Source organism: Caminibacter pacificus (assembly GCF_003752135.1).
GTDB lineage: Bacteria > Campylobacterota > Campylobacteria > Campylobacterales > Nautiliaceae > Caminibacter > Caminibacter pacificus.
Genome location: NZ_RJVK01000001.1, coordinates 281,337 through 296,618 on the forward strand (window position 1 = coordinate 281,337; position 15,282 = coordinate 296,618).

At 33.3% G+C, this 15,282-nt stretch carries 19 protein-coding genes; 11 read left to right on the forward strand and 8 right to left on the reverse strand.

The features are described 5' to 3' along the window. The first annotated feature begins 90 nt into the window (after nucleotides 1–90). Genes EDC58_RS01480 through EDC58_RS01495 form a run of 4 tightly spaced genes read left to right on the forward strand, consistent with a single transcriptional unit; the run spans nucleotide 91 to nucleotide 3,680 of the window. The gene (locus tag EDC58_RS01480) at nucleotides 91–930 is read left to right on the forward strand and encodes a vWA domain-containing protein (RefSeq protein ID WP_123351729.1); all 840 of its coding nucleotides are present in this window, start codon (nucleotides 91–93) and stop codon (nucleotides 928–930) included. Continuing rightward, the gene (locus tag EDC58_RS01485; protein ID WP_123351730.1) at nucleotides 905–1,594 is read left to right on the forward strand and encodes a hypothetical protein; all 690 of its coding nucleotides are present in this window, start codon (nucleotides 905–907) and stop codon (nucleotides 1,592–1,594) included. Before EDC58_RS01480 ends, EDC58_RS01485 begins: the two co-directional genes overlap by 26 nt. Next, complete coding sequence (locus EDC58_RS01490; protein ID WP_123351731.1) at nucleotides 1,591–2,793, forward strand: vWA domain-containing protein; 1,203 nt, start codon at nucleotides 1,591–1,593, stop codon at nucleotides 2,791–2,793. The genes EDC58_RS01485 and EDC58_RS01490 overlap by 4 nt, the downstream gene beginning before the upstream one ends. Beyond that, nucleotides 2,787–3,680, forward strand: a complete 894-nt coding sequence (locus EDC58_RS01495) for an AAA family ATPase (RefSeq protein ID WP_123351732.1) — start codon at nucleotides 2,787–2,789, stop codon at nucleotides 3,678–3,680. Before EDC58_RS01490 ends, EDC58_RS01495 begins: the two co-directional genes overlap by 7 nt. Here the strand turns inward: EDC58_RS01495 and EDC58_RS01500 are convergent. From EDC58_RS01500 to surE, 3 genes are read right to left on the reverse strand one after another with little or no spacing between them, the layout of a single operon-like run. Beyond that, a complete protein-coding gene (locus tag EDC58_RS01500; RefSeq protein ID WP_123351733.1) occupies nucleotides 3,677–4,303 on the reverse strand; it encodes a tRNA threonylcarbamoyladenosine dehydratase in 627 nt (208 codons plus the stop codon). The two genes, EDC58_RS01495 and EDC58_RS01500, sit on opposite strands and share 4 nt — an antisense overlap. Further along, nucleotides 4,290–5,498: a YcaO-like family protein gene (locus EDC58_RS01505; protein WP_123351734.1), complete on the reverse strand. Its 1,209-nt coding sequence runs from the start codon at nucleotides 5,496–5,498 to the stop codon at nucleotides 4,290–4,292. Before EDC58_RS01505 ends, EDC58_RS01500 begins: the two co-directional genes overlap by 14 nt. Further along, nucleotides 5,495–6,268 carry a 5'/3'-nucleotidase SurE gene (gene surE / locus EDC58_RS01510; protein ID WP_235823151.1) on the reverse strand — a complete coding sequence of 258 codons (774 nt, stop codon included), beginning with the start codon at nucleotides 6,266–6,268 and terminating at the stop codon, nucleotides 5,495–5,497. The genes EDC58_RS01505 and surE overlap by 4 nt, the downstream gene beginning before the upstream one ends. A gap of 40 nt (nucleotides 6,269–6,308) precedes the next feature. Here surE and EDC58_RS01515 point away from each other — a divergent pair, with 40 nt between their 5' ends. Then, nucleotides 6,309–6,830 carry a stationary phase survival protein SurE gene (locus EDC58_RS01515; protein ID WP_123351736.1) on the forward strand — a complete coding sequence of 174 codons (522 nt, stop codon included), beginning with the start codon at nucleotides 6,309–6,311 and terminating at the stop codon, nucleotides 6,828–6,830. Nucleotides 6,831–6,848: 18 nt separating this feature from the next. Continuing rightward, complete coding sequence (gpmA, locus tag EDC58_RS01520) at nucleotides 6,849–7,538, forward strand: 2,3-diphosphoglycerate-dependent phosphoglycerate mutase (protein WP_123351737.1); 690 nt, start codon at nucleotides 6,849–6,851, stop codon at nucleotides 7,536–7,538. Here the strand turns inward: gpmA and EDC58_RS01525 are convergent. From EDC58_RS01525 to EDC58_RS01545, 5 genes are all read right to left on the reverse strand, one after another. Then, nucleotides 7,535–8,254, reverse strand: a complete 720-nt coding sequence (locus tag EDC58_RS01525) for an ABC transporter permease (RefSeq protein WP_123351738.1) — start codon at nucleotides 8,252–8,254, stop codon at nucleotides 7,535–7,537. The two genes, gpmA and EDC58_RS01525, sit on opposite strands and share 4 nt — an antisense overlap. Nucleotides 8,255–8,292: 38 nt before the next feature. Further along, complete coding sequence (locus EDC58_RS01530) at nucleotides 8,293–9,060, reverse strand: hypothetical protein (RefSeq protein ID WP_123351739.1); 768 nt, start codon at nucleotides 9,058–9,060, stop codon at nucleotides 8,293–8,295. Nucleotides 9,061–9,071: 11 nt separating this feature from the next. Next, the gene (locus tag EDC58_RS01535) at nucleotides 9,072–9,512 is read right to left on the reverse strand and encodes a hypothetical protein (protein WP_123351740.1); all 441 of its coding nucleotides are present in this window, start codon (nucleotides 9,510–9,512) and stop codon (nucleotides 9,072–9,074) included. Between the two features lie 83 nt (nucleotides 9,513–9,595). Next, nucleotides 9,596–10,642: a sensor histidine kinase gene (locus EDC58_RS01540; protein ID WP_123351741.1), complete on the reverse strand. Its 1,047-nt coding sequence runs from the start codon at nucleotides 10,640–10,642 to the stop codon at nucleotides 9,596–9,598. Beyond that, nucleotides 10,632–11,261 (reverse strand): response regulator transcription factor, encoded by a 630-nt coding sequence (locus EDC58_RS01545; protein ID WP_123351742.1) that lies wholly within the window; start codon nucleotides 11,259–11,261, stop codon nucleotides 10,632–10,634. The genes EDC58_RS01540 and EDC58_RS01545 overlap by 11 nt, the downstream gene beginning before the upstream one ends. Before the next feature lie 82 nt (nucleotides 11,262–11,343). Between EDC58_RS01545 and EDC58_RS01550 the strand changes: the two genes are divergently transcribed. The 5 genes from EDC58_RS01550 to EDC58_RS01570 are packed head-to-tail and all read left to right on the forward strand — an operon-like array spanning nucleotide 11,344 to nucleotide 15,267. After that, entirely contained in the window at nucleotides 11,344–12,015 is a 672-nt protein-coding gene (locus EDC58_RS01550; RefSeq protein WP_123351743.1) for an ABC transporter ATP-binding protein, read from the forward strand. A 1-nt stretch (nucleotide 12,016) separates the two neighbouring features. After that, nucleotides 12,017–13,225 carry an ABC transporter permease gene (locus EDC58_RS01555; RefSeq protein ID WP_123351744.1) on the forward strand — a complete coding sequence of 403 codons (1,209 nt, stop codon included), beginning with the start codon at nucleotides 12,017–12,019 and terminating at the stop codon, nucleotides 13,223–13,225. Between the two features lie 4 nt (nucleotides 13,226–13,229). Continuing rightward, complete coding sequence (locus tag EDC58_RS01560) at nucleotides 13,230–13,481, forward strand: hypothetical protein (protein ID WP_123351745.1); 252 nt, start codon at nucleotides 13,230–13,232, stop codon at nucleotides 13,479–13,481. A 46-nt stretch (nucleotides 13,482–13,527) separates the two neighbouring features. Next, a complete protein-coding gene (locus EDC58_RS01565) occupies nucleotides 13,528–14,226 on the forward strand; it encodes an outer membrane lipoprotein-sorting protein (protein WP_123351746.1) in 699 nt (232 codons plus the stop codon). 24 nt (nucleotides 14,227–14,250) lie between these two features. Next, nucleotides 14,251–15,267 carry a hypothetical protein gene (locus tag EDC58_RS01570; RefSeq protein ID WP_123351747.1) on the forward strand — a complete coding sequence of 339 codons (1,017 nt, stop codon included), beginning with the start codon at nucleotides 14,251–14,253 and terminating at the stop codon, nucleotides 15,265–15,267. Nucleotides 15,268–15,282 lie beyond the last annotated feature (15 nt).

The following is a 15,282-nucleotide window of genomic DNA, read 5'->3' on the forward strand; positions in this document are numbered from 1 at the left end:
AATGGTCGTAAATTGTAATTTGGATTTTTTTAAATATATTATTTTGGGAGTAATAGGTGCTTTTTTGATTTTTAGATTAAGGAAATTTTTGTGACGTTTCTACATCCGGAATTTGCACTTTTCGGAATTTTAGGGCTTTTGTTTTTACTTTTTCAAAAAAAAAGAAAATTTACACATCTTCATTTTTTCAAAAACACCAAAAGTTTTAGTGTCGATATAGTCGATTTGCTTATTTTGATATTTTTGACTCTTAGTTTGATGTATCCCGTGAAATACACTACAAAATATATAACTTCAAAAGTCGATTATCAATTTTACAATAACAAAAAAGAAAAAATCATAATCATTTTAGACGATTCTCTTTCTATGGAGGATTATGTAAAATTAGAAAAGAGTATTGCCTTAAACATTATCGAAAATAATAAAGCCAAAGCCGATATAATGCTTGTGATTTTTGAAGGGGATTATAAAATTCTTAGTTATTTTACCGATAACTACGACGAATTGAAAAAACAGATTAACGATTTGTACTTCAATGCGGTAACCGGCAAAGGCGGGTCGATGCTTAGAGATACGATAAGCGGTGTGATTAATGCTTTTAGACCATATAATCCGAAAATCTATATTTTAACCGACGGAAGTCCCAATGACGAATCTTCCGTAAGTGTACAACAGCTAAAAAAACTTGCAAACGGTATGCAAATAAAATATATAGGTTTCGGAGATGACAAAAACAATAAAATTTATGAAAAAATTTTTAACAACACCAAACTAAAAAAATACAATCCCGTATCGAAATATCAAGAAAAAACAAAAGTCTATTCTTATCAAGAAGAAGAGTTTTTTTATTGGTTTTTGGTGGCTGCTTTTATGCTGATGATATATAAAATTATAAGGCTTAGATTTGAGAATTTTAATTTTGGCGTTTAGTTTTGCTTTGCTTTTTGCAACGGATGTAAAAATAAAATTCGCACCACAGACTTCTACGCTTTATATTTATACGATTTCAAAAAACAGAATAAAAAGTTTTAAAGTCCAGCCTTTTATGATAACACAAGGTGATATTTTGGAAAAAGAGAAATTCTCATTTTGGCATAACGACAAATTTTATATCGGAGAAAAATTTAGGATTTTTTATCACTCGAAACTCGAAGTATTACCGCTAAAAGTTTATATAAATAATCGCGAATATAAAACTCCGAAATTCGTCTATAACCGAAGCAAAATAAAAAATTTCGATATAAATTTGGAGTTTCCAAAACCTCGAAAAAACGATTTTTGGTCGATTTTGGCTTTTATCTTTTTTGCGTATATTTTGGCGCTTTTGTATTTGATGAACAAAAAGAAAAAAGAATTTTTGGTTAAAAGCGGAGTTTTTGAGAGTGATATTAAAAAATTTTATTATTACGTTTTGAAAAATTATCCCGAAAAAATAGAGAGCTTGAATAAGTATAGGAACTATTTTTCAAAAAAACTAAATGAATTCGATTATTTGATAAAAGAGTTACAAAACGATATAACTAAAAAATATAAAAACGAAATAATTATTTTCGGCATATTGTTTATATTAGCTTTATTGCAAGGTGCGATATGAAGATTTTGTATCCTTATGTTTTGATTTTATTACCGATATTATGGGCTTTTGTGAATAAAAAAAACTTTTTTTATATACTAAGCGCTTCTTTTATCGTTATAGCCCTCAGCGGTGTTGCTAAAGTGTCACAAAAAGAGATAAAAACGGATAAAGATATCTATTTTATTTTTGATACGACCTATTCGATGGCATGTAAAGACCTAAAACCCGATAGACTTGAATATGCGAAAAAAGAGTTTTTCAGCCTCATAAAAAAACTTAAAAAACCGGTGGGGGTTTTTAGTTTTGATAAAGAGGTTAAGTTTATCAGTTTTCCTACTACGGATTATGAATTTTTAAAACAAAAAATAGAAAAACTAAAACCGGTAAAAGCCTCAACGGATATAAAGATGGCGATAAATAGAGTAAAAACGGTAAGCAACGGAGATAAAATTATAGTGCTTATTAGTGACGGGGGAGAGAAAAAGGTGCAGGGCGATTTTGTTTTTTGGGGTTTTGCTACTGAAAAAGGAGCGAAAGTCCCCGGATTTGATGCGATTAGTAAATTAAATATCATCGGAAAAAAATATTTCGCATATAATGAGGGTGATAAACTACTAAAATACCTAAAAAAACAATCTTACACCACCAAAAAAATCACAACTTACAAACGAATCGATTATATTTTCGTAGTTTTGGCTTTTATATCTTTTCTTTTAGGCGGGGTTTATAATAGATTCGTTTTGGTCTTTTTGATTTTTTTGATTCCAAGGCACCTTTATGCCGGGGATTTTTTGGGGTGTTTATATGAAAAGATAGGTTTGCAAAGTGCGGCTCTTAGCGAATTTAAAAAAAGCGGTAGCGATTTTGCGAAAATTAAACTTGCTACTTTTTATATGAAAAACGGAGAGCTTAAAAAAGCATATAATCTTTTAAAAGATGTAAAAGGGTATGAAAAAATAAAAAATTACGATATGGCTTTGATATTGACGAAAATGAAAAAATATAAAAAAGCGTATGAGTTGGTCAGGAAGTTAAAAGAGAAATATAGCGATGAGAGGATTGATAGGTTATATGATTTTGTGAGTCTTTATAAAAACGAAGATAACTTAAAAACAATAATAATCCCTACTAAAAAAACTAAATCTTCAAGCGAAGAAAAAACTAAAAGCAAAAATGATTTTAAAAATTTATCTATAAAAAAGGAGCCTTTATGGTAAAAAAACTAAAACAAGAGCTAAAAAAAGCTATCGTAGCACAAGACGAGCTGATAGATTCTTTGGTTGCGGCGTTGTTTGTTGACGGGCATATTTTGGTAGAAGGGTTGCCGGGTGTTGCAAAAACCACGGCTATTAAACATCTCTCTTCAATGCTTGATTTTAAATTTTCAAGAATCCAATTCACTCCCGATTTGCTCCCGAGCGATATAATAGGAGGTGAAATTTACTCCATGCAAAAAGATGAATTTTATATCAAAAAAGGGCCGATTTTTGCGGACTTGATATTGGCGGACGAAATCAACAGGGCTCCTGCGAAAGTCCAAAGTGCGCTTCTTGAAGCGATGCAAGAAAGACAGGTGAGTATCGGAGATAAGAGTTATGACTTAAAAGAGCCTTTTTTGGTAATGGCGACGATGAACCCGATAGAAGAAGAGGGGGTTTACGATTTGCCAAAAGCTCAACTTGATAGATTTTTGATGAAAGTTATCGTAAATTACCCGTTGGAAAAAGAGGCCGAAAAAGCGATTTTAAACGTATTTAATAAAAAATTCAGTTTTCCTAAATTCAGTAGTTCTCAGTTTTTCAATACCAAAAGACAAATTGGCAAAATAACCGTTAATCCGGAAACGATAGATTATATTGCCGAGCTTATTATCGCTTTTAGAAAAGATGAAGAGATTGAAGTGGGCCCTTCTCCAAGAGCTTCGATTGCTTTATATAAACTTGCTAAATTTACGGCATATGAAAACTCAAGAAACTTCGCAATGCCAAGTGACGTATTGAAATATATCAAGCCCGTCCTTAGACACAGAATTACTCTTGATATCGAAAGTGAAAAAACCGAAGATGAGGTGATTGATAAGATTATCAAAAAAGTAAAAGCCTAAACAAAATCTTTTAGCACCTCGCTACATAATGCAAACCCGAAAGCTCCCGTAACTCCCACAAAGCTTCCCATATCGCAAGGTATGGGCTTTTCAAGTGAAAAAACAGCTTTAAAATCGCCTTTGAAATTCTCTTTTTTTAGTCTGTCTCTTATTTTTTTGGCAAACGGGTCGTTTTGTGTTTTCCAGATACTATCTATTCTGATTTTTGTAGGGTCAATTCTCTTTGCCGCTCCCATTGATGAGACGATTTTAGGGTATGCTTTTAAAATCAGTGCAATTTTTGCATTTAAGTCGTCTATCGCGTCTATAACAATGTCGTATTTTTCCAAATTCAGATTTTCAATGTTTTGAGGAGTAAGCTTCATATCGATTGGAGTGACTCCCGGATACAACCTCGCTAAAACTTCCACTTTTTTTTCACCCAAAAACTCACTTCCGATTTGTCGGTTTTGGTTTGTGATATCGAACGTATCGAAATCCACAATTGTGATATTTTTAACTCCCGAGCGATAAAGACAATCAAGAGCGTATCCTCCTACACCCCCGACTCCGCAAATCAGGACGTTTAGTTTTTGAAGATGCTCGAATTTACCGAATAATTTTTTACATCTATCGTAGCGCATTTAATTCCTTTGAGAGTTTTAGGATGTTTTGATATTCAGAGCCGAATTCATATCCCTCATACAGCTCGTCAAGATTTTCAAGAGTATATTTTTTATCGAAAATCACTCCGATAAACTGCCCGATATCCCAAGCTCCGTGTTCGTAGATATAATCGATGACTTTTTGTTTGTTTTGTCTTTGTAAAATATCTTTTCGGATGAATTTGCCTTTGTTGATATTGTGATAAATCAAATCGTCTATCGGATATATTTCGCTTATTTGTGGAATAATCAAATGTACGGCGTAGAAATTTTGAGCTGTGTAGATTTTGATGTATTCGTCTTCTTTGAAAACTCCCAAATTGTCAAAATCCCATTTAGCTTCTTTAAAATAAGGCTTTTTCAAAAAATTAATATGCACGTCTCCGCTTAAATCTATAAAATGTTTTGTGAGATTGAAGCTGTCTTTTACGCTGTCGTCATCTATTAGCTTTCCTCTTTTTTTAAGCTCCGTTTGGAATAGCTCCAAATAGGCTTTTTTTATCGCTTTTTCTCTATCAAGGTCGCAACCGAAACTTAGAATTATTTCATTGTCTTTTATAAAACTCACAGCCATTACCGGATATTTTCCCCCGAGTGTGGCGTCATAGACCTGAATAAATTCGTCATTTAGCGGGTGAGAAATTTTAGGAATTGATAGGGTGTAGCGTATGACTTCGTATTTTACGAATCTTTCGATTATTTCGGTTTTGGCGTTATAATAAGCCGTCTTTAAATCGCTATAAAAAGCCATTCCGTTGCTTGCATATAGATTTTGGACGATATTTATAGGAAAATAGACGATTTCTCCGGTTTTGGGGTTTGTAAAAGGAATTGAGAGGATATCGAAAACATCCGAATTAAAATCCAGAAGCTCTTCTTTTTCAAGTTCGTCTATTTTGTAAAATTCTCTTAAAGGTTCGTTTAGAAATTTATCCGTAACTATTGCGTCGGGGTAAAGAGCGTTAATGTAGTATTCTTCTAAAAAGTTTCTTGTCAAAATCCTCTCGCACATTTCTCCGTATGCGCTGTTTAACGCCTCATCGAGGCTTTCGCCTTTGCCGAAACTCACAAAAGGCAAATCTATTGCGTTTAAGGTTACGTTATAGACGTTTGAGGTGGGCTTGGTGTATGAAAAGAGCGTTTTTACGCCCAATTTTTCCAAAAACTCTCTCATAAGTCGCCTAAATCGGTATTTTTTAATTCATTTAGCGCTTCGTATCCCGTCATATCCAATTTGATAGGAGTGATTGAGACGTATCCGTTTTTTATAGCGTCAAAATCGGTGCCTTTTTCTTCTTTAAAAGCTAAAGGATGTAGCCCTATCCAATAATATTCTTCTCCTCTTGGATTTTTGTGTTTGTGCGCGTCGTTTCCGTATAGGCGATAGCCGAGCTTTGTGAATTTGAAGCCTTTGATTTTTTTTGTATTCGGGATATTTACGTTTAAAATATGGCGATGTGGGATTTTTATTTTGCCATCAAGCACCGCTTTTGTGATTTTTCTTGCAGCTTTTGCCGCTTGGTCCCAATCTATTTCGCTTGGAGGATTGTCGTAGCTTTTTATAAGCTGAGAAAATGCGATAGAAGGAATGCCGTGAAGCGCTCCTTCCATTGCGCCTCCGGCAGTGCCCGAATATGTGACATCTTCTCCTAAATTTGCTCCGTGGTTTATACCGCTTAGTACGATATCTGGTTTTTCTCCTCCGAAAAATTCGGGAAAAGACAAATATACGCAATCAGTAGGCGTTCCGTCGTCGAGTTTGTAGAAGTTATCGGCTACTTTTATAAATCTTAGCGGTTTTGTGATTGTAAGAGAGTGAGAGCATGCGCTTTTTGGAAAAGCCGGAGCCGCCACATACACTTCTCCCAAATCTTTTACCGCATTTACTAAAACCTCAAGACCTTTCGCTTCGAACGAGTCGTCATTTGTTATTAAGATTTTCATTAAATTCCTTTTGTATAATTTCATCAAAAAAGGTTTTTGAATGGATTATAAAAAATACCTAAGAGATGATATAGATTTTAAAATTTTATCAAATTATACTTTTGCATATGCCGATATCGAGGAAGATTTTGAGGAGTTCAAAAGAAGACTCGGCGGTTATGACGTTGGAGTGTGGGTGGATAAAATGGAGAATGGAGAATTGAAAATGGAGAATGGACAATGGAGAATGGATGAGATTCGTTTTTTCAATTCTCAAGGAGAAGAGCTAAGCTGGGAGGATTTGGTTTTAAATTATATGAAAGCGTTAAATACTTTTATGAGAGAGCAAATAGGCGTTTGTATCAATAAAAACATTCCGAGAACCCTTGATAACGACCTTACATATCTAATCGTGCAAAGAAAAGATTATAAAGATTTTCACGACAACTTTTTTATTGCGGTTGACGGGGAGGTGATTTTTCCTATGATTACGAAAAATTTCGATATCGATTTGGCGATTATTAAGCTTGTAGAGTGGAAAAATAGAGCGGGGATGAAAAATTTGATAAAATTTCACAATTAATTTTTTAAAGGGGATGTAATGGCAAAACTTGTTCTTGTTAGACACGGAAAAAGCGAATGGAACAAACAAAACAGATTCACGGGTTGGGTTGATGTCGATTTGGCACCTGAGGGAATCGAAGAAGCGAAAAAAGCGGGTCAAAAGCTTAAAGAAGCGGGATTTGCTTTTGATATTTGTTTTTCAAGTTATTTAAAAAGAGCGATAAAAACTGGAATTATTATTTTAGAAGAGCTTGATTTGTTATGGATTGATCATCTTAAAGATTGGAGATTCAACGAAAGATTTTACGGAGCTCTTACGGGGCTTAATAAAGACGAAGTAAAAGCGGAAGTAGGTGAGGAAAAATTCTTGCTTTATAGAAGAAGCTACGACGTACCGCCTCCACCGCTAAGTGAAGACGATCCGAGACATCCGAGATTCGATCCGAAATATAAAAACTTTCCGGTAGAGCTTTTACCAAGTACTGAGAGTTTAAAAGATAACCAAATAAGAGCTATGGCGGCGTTTCACGAAAGAGTGGCTCCTTTACTTGTAGAAGGAAAAGACGTACTTATTACGGCTCACGGAAATACTATCAGAGGTATGGTAAAAGAGCTTGACGGAATCAGCGACGAGGATATTCCGAAATTCGAAATCGCAACGGGTGTTCCGAGAGTTTATGAATTCGATGAAGCTTTACATATCAAAAACGTATACAATTTAGACTAATACGCACCTTTTTCGCGTATATAAAAAAAGCTTCCGAATAGCGAGCTGAAAAGATTGATACTCACAAGCATATAAATAATAACTATCTGATAAGTTACCGCTTTTAGCGGGCTTGCTCCCGCAAGCAGCATTCCGGTCGTAATCCCCGGAATCGCTACGACTCCTATCGTTTGAAGCATATTATTTACAGGTATTAAAGCGGCTTTTATAGCCTGGCGCTGCATAATTTTAAGAGCGTCGCTGTATCTTGCTCCTATTGCGATAAAGGCTTCGATAAGCTCTCTTTGAAGTTCTATTTCTCTTTTTAATCTCTCGATTGTCAAAGTATAGGTATTTAGAGCGTTTCCGATTATCATTCCCGCAATCGGAATGAATTCGTTAGGTTTTAATGATATGATTTTTAAAGATATGAGAATGGTTAGAATAATGGTAGTGGCAAGCGTTAGAGATAAAAATGCCGCTTTGTATGAATATTCGGTACGTTTTTTAGCGATATATGCAGAATATAAAAGCATAAACAAAACAACCGGAATATAATATAAAGGGTTTGTAATTTTAAATAAAAATCCGAGTATAAAACCTAAGGCCGTTAATTGAAGTAGGGCTCTTATGGAGTTTTTTAGTATCTCTTTTTCAATTCCGATATTCAGTTTGTAGGTTATGATTGAGGGAATTAAAACCAAAACGAAGCTTAAAGCTATCAAAGAGAGGTTCATCAAATGCCTTTTTTGGCGTAATTGTAACAAAAAGAAGCTTAGAAGCTATATCCTAAGCTTCCTATAAGCGTATAGTTTGCCGATTCTTCGATATCAAAAGAGTAATCCACTAAAACGCCTAATTTTTTGTTTATCGGATAATAAACGCTCATACCTAAATATTTGCTCCAATCACCCGAATCGTAAGCGGAATTTTCAACATATGCATATGGTGAAATAAATAGTTTTTTATATGTAGTACCGACGCTTGCCGTAATAGTGTCTTTTGCGTTTGTTCCGCTTTCTCCGTAAATTTTGTGTTTTTCACTAAGAGAAAAGCTGTAGTTTTTGTAATAATACGTACCTTTTATATAAAGCGCATAATCGGTTTTGTCGTTAAAATACGTAGGCAGGTAAATTTTTGCGCCTAATTTCAAATTGATATTGCTGTTTTTGACATTATTTAGATAATAATATCCTGCTAAAATCAGGTCGTTTGATTTATATCCGTCGCTGTATCCGTCATCTTTTACTGAAAAATATAATTTTGCTTTTAGTTTGTCTTTTTTTGCCGAAATTGACGTAAAGAAAATATTCGAATCTTTATAGTCTTTATATCCGTCTTTTTCATATCCGAAATTAAAATAGTAGTTGATTTTGTTGAGTTTTTTTAATTGTTGCTTCGAGCATCCGTATTTATTTACCGTTTGTAAAAACGGAGTGTTAGGGCATAAGTCAATATTATCAGGTACTCCGTCAAGGTCGCTATCTACGGTTTGTGCAAAACAAGATAGGGCAATAAGCCCCGTTAATATTAACTTTTTCATGGTTGAAATCCTTATTTATCGATATCAGTGTCTTTATCAGTATCTGTGTCTACATCAGGATGATCAGGTACGTCAGGATGTTCGATGTCGTGATCCATATCCGGACGTTCTACATCATTATCCATTTCATGTTCTACGTGTTCCATTTCGTGTTCTACATGTTCTCTTTCTTGTTTCATCTCTTGATGTCTGTTTTGCATTTTAGCTTTTTTTTCTTCCATTTTTTCTTGCATCATTTGTTGTTTTTCGGCAAGTTCTTGGATAATTTTTTCTCTTTCTTGCTCGTTTAGTTGTCTTATTTGTTCTTTAAGTTCGTTCATTTTTTGAACTCTCTCTTGTAAAGGAAGATTTTCAATTTTTTGAATCTCTTTTTCAACATCTTGAGCTGTTAAGGCGAATGCCCCTGTTGTAATTATACTTAAACTTAATAGTGATAGTGCTAATCTTTTCATAGTCACTCCTTTTTTTGTTTTTTCGTTGTTGAAAGTATAGAAGAAAAGTGCAAACATTTCGTTAATTTAGTGTTTACGAAGTATTAACAATAACGACTTAAATCCAAAATAACTTTTGTGCCTCTGTTTTTTTCGGATTCGATTTTTATATCTATTTTTAATTCGTCGCAAAGTTTTTTTACTATATTCATTCCTATTCCGATACCTCTTTCGTTTTCTTTATAAAAACGATTAAAAACTTTTTGAGGATTTTTTATGCCAATTCCCGTATCTTCGATAATGAGTTTTTTGTCTTTCATATATACTTTTATCTCTCCGCCTTTTTTGTTGTATTTAAAAGCGTTACTTATTATGTTTTCGATTACTGAATTAAAAGCGTTTTTGTTTATTGTTATTTCACAATCGGCACTGTTGGTATGTTTGATATGAGGGTAATTTATCGAATAAAACGACAATTTTTCGTCGATTAAATCTTTTATATTGAATGTTTCGACTTGGTTGGGATTGTTTGAGAGGAAATTTTTTAAATTTTCTTGGTAATTTAGGATGGCTTTTATATTTTGTTCTAATTTTTTGATTCTTTGATTTTCACCTATCTCTTTTTTTAGAAGATAAATATTTAATTTTAAAGATGTTAGAGGTGTATTTAGGTCGTGAAGTATGTCTTTTATGAATGTTTCGTTTATTTTGTACGCTTCTTTTAGGGGCTTATATAAAATATACGTTAGAATTAATGAAAATATAAGTATAAAAGTAAATTCGACAATAAATTGTCTGAAAATGTTTTCTTTGATTTTTTTTAAGGCATTTAGATATTCTATTTTTGAGATTGAAAGTTTTAGATAATACTTTTTTAGATAAGGTACGTCAAAAATCATAAAAAAACTGTTTTTGTCTTCTTTGAGTTTTAATATTTCGGGTTTTGGTTTTTTGTTTTTGGGTATGAAGTTTATATCGGTTTTCGGGCAGTTCATTTTATAAGAGCAGATAATAAGCTCTTTTTTCGTTTTGTTGTTTAAAAAACCGACTTGCAGGTTATAGCTGTTGTAGTTTATATATAAAATAAAAGCGAAAAGAATTGAAAAGATAATTAAAAAGCTTGAAATTAAAAACTTTTTTTCATAATTCAATAGTATATCCTTCACCTCTTATGTTTTTGATATCTATTCCCAATTTGTTTTTTAATTTTGTGATATTAACCCTTAAAGTTGCGTCGCTATGGGCGTTTGTAAGCTCTAAAAGTCTATCTTTTGGAACGACTTTGTTTTTATTTGTAATTAGCTCGTGGAAAATGTCTTTTAATACGAATCCTAAAGAGATGATTTTCCCGTTCTTTTTTACCTCTTTTGTTTGCGGGTCGTATTCGATGTCGTTTATTTTTATGATGTCGTGGTGCGGTTTTAACTTCGCTTTTAGTCTGATAAGTAATTCTTCAGGTTCGAAAGGTTTTTTTATAAAATCATCAGCTCCCGCATCAAACGCTTTTGACATCGTATTTAAGTCGGTAAGAGCCGTAATATAAATAGTAGGAGTTTCGTCATCCGCGTCTCTTAGGTTTTTTAGGACTTCTATTCCGTTTTCATCGGGTAAATTGATATCGAAAATATAAAGGTCATATTTTTCGTTATATGTTTTTTCGTATGCTTCTTGTGCGTTGTTTGCGATATCTACTTCAAAACCCTCCGATTCCAAAACTTCTTTTAATGTATCCGCTAACGTGAAATCATCTTCTAAAAGTAAAATTTTCATTCAAAACCTTTTTTTCATAATTTTATCATATGTTTAGTTTCGGTTTAGGTTAAAGGTTTATAATGAAAAAAAAGGAGCAGATATGGTTAAGCTCACAAACGTTCACAAATCTTATAAATCGGGAGAAATCGAAGTAAAGGTTTTAGAAGGTCTTGATTTGTATATCCAAAAAGGCGAATTTGTAGCTCTTATAGGACCGAGCGGTAGCGGCAAAACCACTATTTTAAATATTATCGGAGCACTCGACAAGGCTGATAGCGGCAATGTGGAAGTAGCGGGAGTCGATATTACGAATAGAGATGAAAAAGAACTTACAAAATTTAGAGCCGATCATTTGGGGTATATTTTTCAGGATTTTAACCTTATTGAAGTTTTCAGCGTTTTTGAAAACGTAAATTTTCCTTTGAAAGTCATACATAAAAGAAAAGACGATGAAAAGGTAAAAGCGCTTTTGGAAGATATCGGCATGAGTGATCAGATAAATAAATTCCCCGACCAGCTCTCAGGCGGTCAAAAGCAAAGAGTAGCGGTCGCCAGAGCTCTTGTTAGCGACCCTCTTATAGTACTTGCTGATGAGCCTACGGCAAATCTGGATAGTGTGACGAGTCATAAGGTGATAGAGCTTATGAGGAAGATGCAAAGAGAATTTAATACGACATTTATTTTCTCCACTCACGATACCCATTTGATTGATGAGGTTGACAGGGTTTTATATTTGCAGGACGGAAAAATTATAAAAGACGAAAGGAAATAAAATGGAAAGTTTTAAAATTGCGTTTCGTAACCTCATCAGAATGGGAAGAAGAACGTTTTTAACCGGTTCACTCATAGCAATTGGCGTCGTGTTTGTGGTTCTATATATCACATACGCGGAGAGTTTTAAAAACTCTATGATAGCTCAGATTACGGACAGCGTAATGGGTGAACTTCAAATTCACAAAAAAGGCTACGTTTCAAGTCTCGATTCACTGCCTCTTGATAAAAATTTGCCTCCAAAAACAGTCAAAAAAATAGAAGAAAAGCTAAATTCGATGCCGGAGATTTATTCATACAGCAAAAGCCTTAAATTCGGAGGAATGATTAGTAATTATACCGATTCTACGAATATAAGACTTAACGGAATCGACCCTGAAATGGAAGCAAAAACCCTGCCTCTGCTTAAAGAGCGCTTAAACGGTCATCTTCCAAAAGAAGGGGAAATAGTAATTCCTGAGCTTATAGCAAAAGGGCTTAAATTAAAAAAAGGTGACGTCGTAGTGCTTGTAGCTACCAATAAAAACGGAAGTATGAACGCAAAAACTTTTAAAATCAGTGGAATTGTGGGAATTATTTCGGGTCCCGGAGGTAGAGACGGGTATATAAACATAAAAGACGCACGAAAACTTCTTAGAATCAAAAAACCGGAAATTAATGAAATAGTTATAAAACTAAAAAATCCTGAATTGCTTGAGAGAGTAAATAAAGAGCTTATCGGTTTTACAAAAACTATTCAAAAACCGAAACTTGAAGTGCATACGTGGATAAAACTCTCACCATTTGCGAATATCATAAAAATGCTTGATATTATGACTTTCAGTATTGAAATAATTTTGATTTCAATTGTACTTGTTTCCATTCTTAACGTTATGATAATGAGTGTTTTTGAGAGAATAAAACAGATAGGGACTATGAAAGCTATGGGTACTTCTAAAAGTTTTATAGTATCGATGTTTGTAAATGAAGGATTGCTTCTTGGGATATTCGGATTTATTATAGGAGTGGCGGCAAGTGTTGCTTTTGTCTATTTAATCGGTGATATCCATTATAACTTCGGTCGTCAAAGCAACTTACTTTTGGTGCCTCATATCGATTATAAAAGCGTGCTAAGTGTGGGAGCTATGGTTGTGATTATTGCGATAATAGCGAGTCTTTATCCGGCGTTTAAGGCTGCGAGCTTAAAACCGATTGAAGCACTTAGGAGTTAATTTTATGGACAATGGAAAATGGATAATAGACAATGGAAAATGGATAATGCAAAATGGAGAATTGAGAATGGAGAATGGACAATGCAAAATATATAAATTGGAAGACAGAAAAGTCGTGTTTATTTACAGACTAAATATATTCAACAATAATGCAAATTTCGGACATTTCAAAAAAGCTAAAAAGTACAGACCGCTTCGCTTTGGGTGTACTTTTTTTAACGCTTTTTTTTCATTGAAATTTGCAGTTGTTTCATAATATTTGTCTTCCAATATTATATTGAATTTAATCTTAAGGAGAAAAAATGAAAAAATTATTATTAGCAGTACTTATTCCGGTGTTTTTGTTAGCATCGAATATTCTTGAAGAGATTGATAAAAATCTAAACCCTTCAAGCTTTGAGGCTTACAAGAAACTTATAAACATCGAACCCGACGGAAGTCGTAAAGAATTTCTTATGTGGATGATAAAAAAAGACAAAGACAAAATCGCAAACCTCTTTTTAAAGCCTGCAACTGACAACGGAAGATCGCTTTTAAGACTTGGAGATAATATGTGGCTTTATATTCCGGGTATTGCTAAGCCTCTAAGAGTTGCATCGGCTCAAAGCGTAACAGGGGGCGTTTTCAATAACAGCGATATTTTAAGAGTCGATTATGCCGTTGAATACGATATCGAAAAACAAGAAGGCGATACGCTTTATCTAAAAGCAAAAAACGAAGATGTTACATATGAAAAAATAGTTATGAAAATAGATTTAAAAAGAAAATTGCCAATTAGGCTTGATTGTTATGCGGGCGGGATATTAATAAAAACGATTGAATACGGAAAAATTACAGATTTTGGAAACGGAATAGTAAGACCTGCCGTTATGCAAACGACTTCACCGCTTCAAAAAGGTTATAAAAGTATAATGATTTGGGCGAAAATCAAACCGAGAGAGCTTAAAGACGAATATTTTACGCTTGAATTTATGCCTCATCTTAATGAGATTAGAAAGTAATTTAATGGAAAATGGAGAATTAAGATGAAAAATTTAAAATGGAAAATTTTGTTTTTATTGCCGGTTTTTATGTTTGCCGGTGATTTAGACAATATCGACACTTCTTTTGATTTGGGAGATGTTGATAAGCCGTATTCTTACAAAGGATATGTTAAACCCGAAGCTTATTATATCGATGATAAAGACAAATATAAAAAAATAAAAACTGAGCTTAATTTTGAGGGTGATTATAAAAAGAATCTTTGGTATTTTAAGTTTAATTGGAGCGGATATTATATAAATGACGAAAAAGATATTCAAACTTTCGGCGTTTTAAACGAAGGATACGTAAAATACGGCGATGTTAATAAAAACATTACTATAGGAAAAGAGCTTTTAAAATGGGGTAAGGGATATGCATATAGTGCTGTGAATTTTTTTACAAGAGAAAAAAATCCCTTATATCCTGAGGATTTAAAACAAGGATACGATTTATTGCATTTAAAAACTATTAGTTCTTTAAATTCCGATATTAAAAATTACTCAATTGATTTAATTTATATGCCCGTAACCGACACATTAAATTCAGACCTAAAAAAATCCCAAAATTTCGGAGGAAAACTTTATATGCTATATAAAGACGTCGATATCGATTTTATGTTTGAAAAAAGCAATACTTATGCCGACAGATTCGGTGGTGATTTTTCTTTTAATTTAATGACGGAGCTTGAAATTCACGGGGAATACGCATTTGACAGCGATAAAAACAACTCCTATCTCTTAGGTGCAAAATACGCAAGCGATTATGATTATACGATAACTTGCGAGTGGTATAAAAAATGGGATAATAATAAATTTTTGTATCTTAAAGTTTCTCAAAAAGATTTTTTTATAGATTATCTGACGGCATATATGACGGGCATCAGAAACTATACTCAAAATATAAATTCTTTACTAATAGGCGGAAGTTATGACTTTAAAAATAATTTTATATTTACAACCGAGTTTTTGACTTCCACTAAACAAAAGTATCTTAAAGTATCTTTGGGGTATTATTTTTGATATTATTTTATAAAA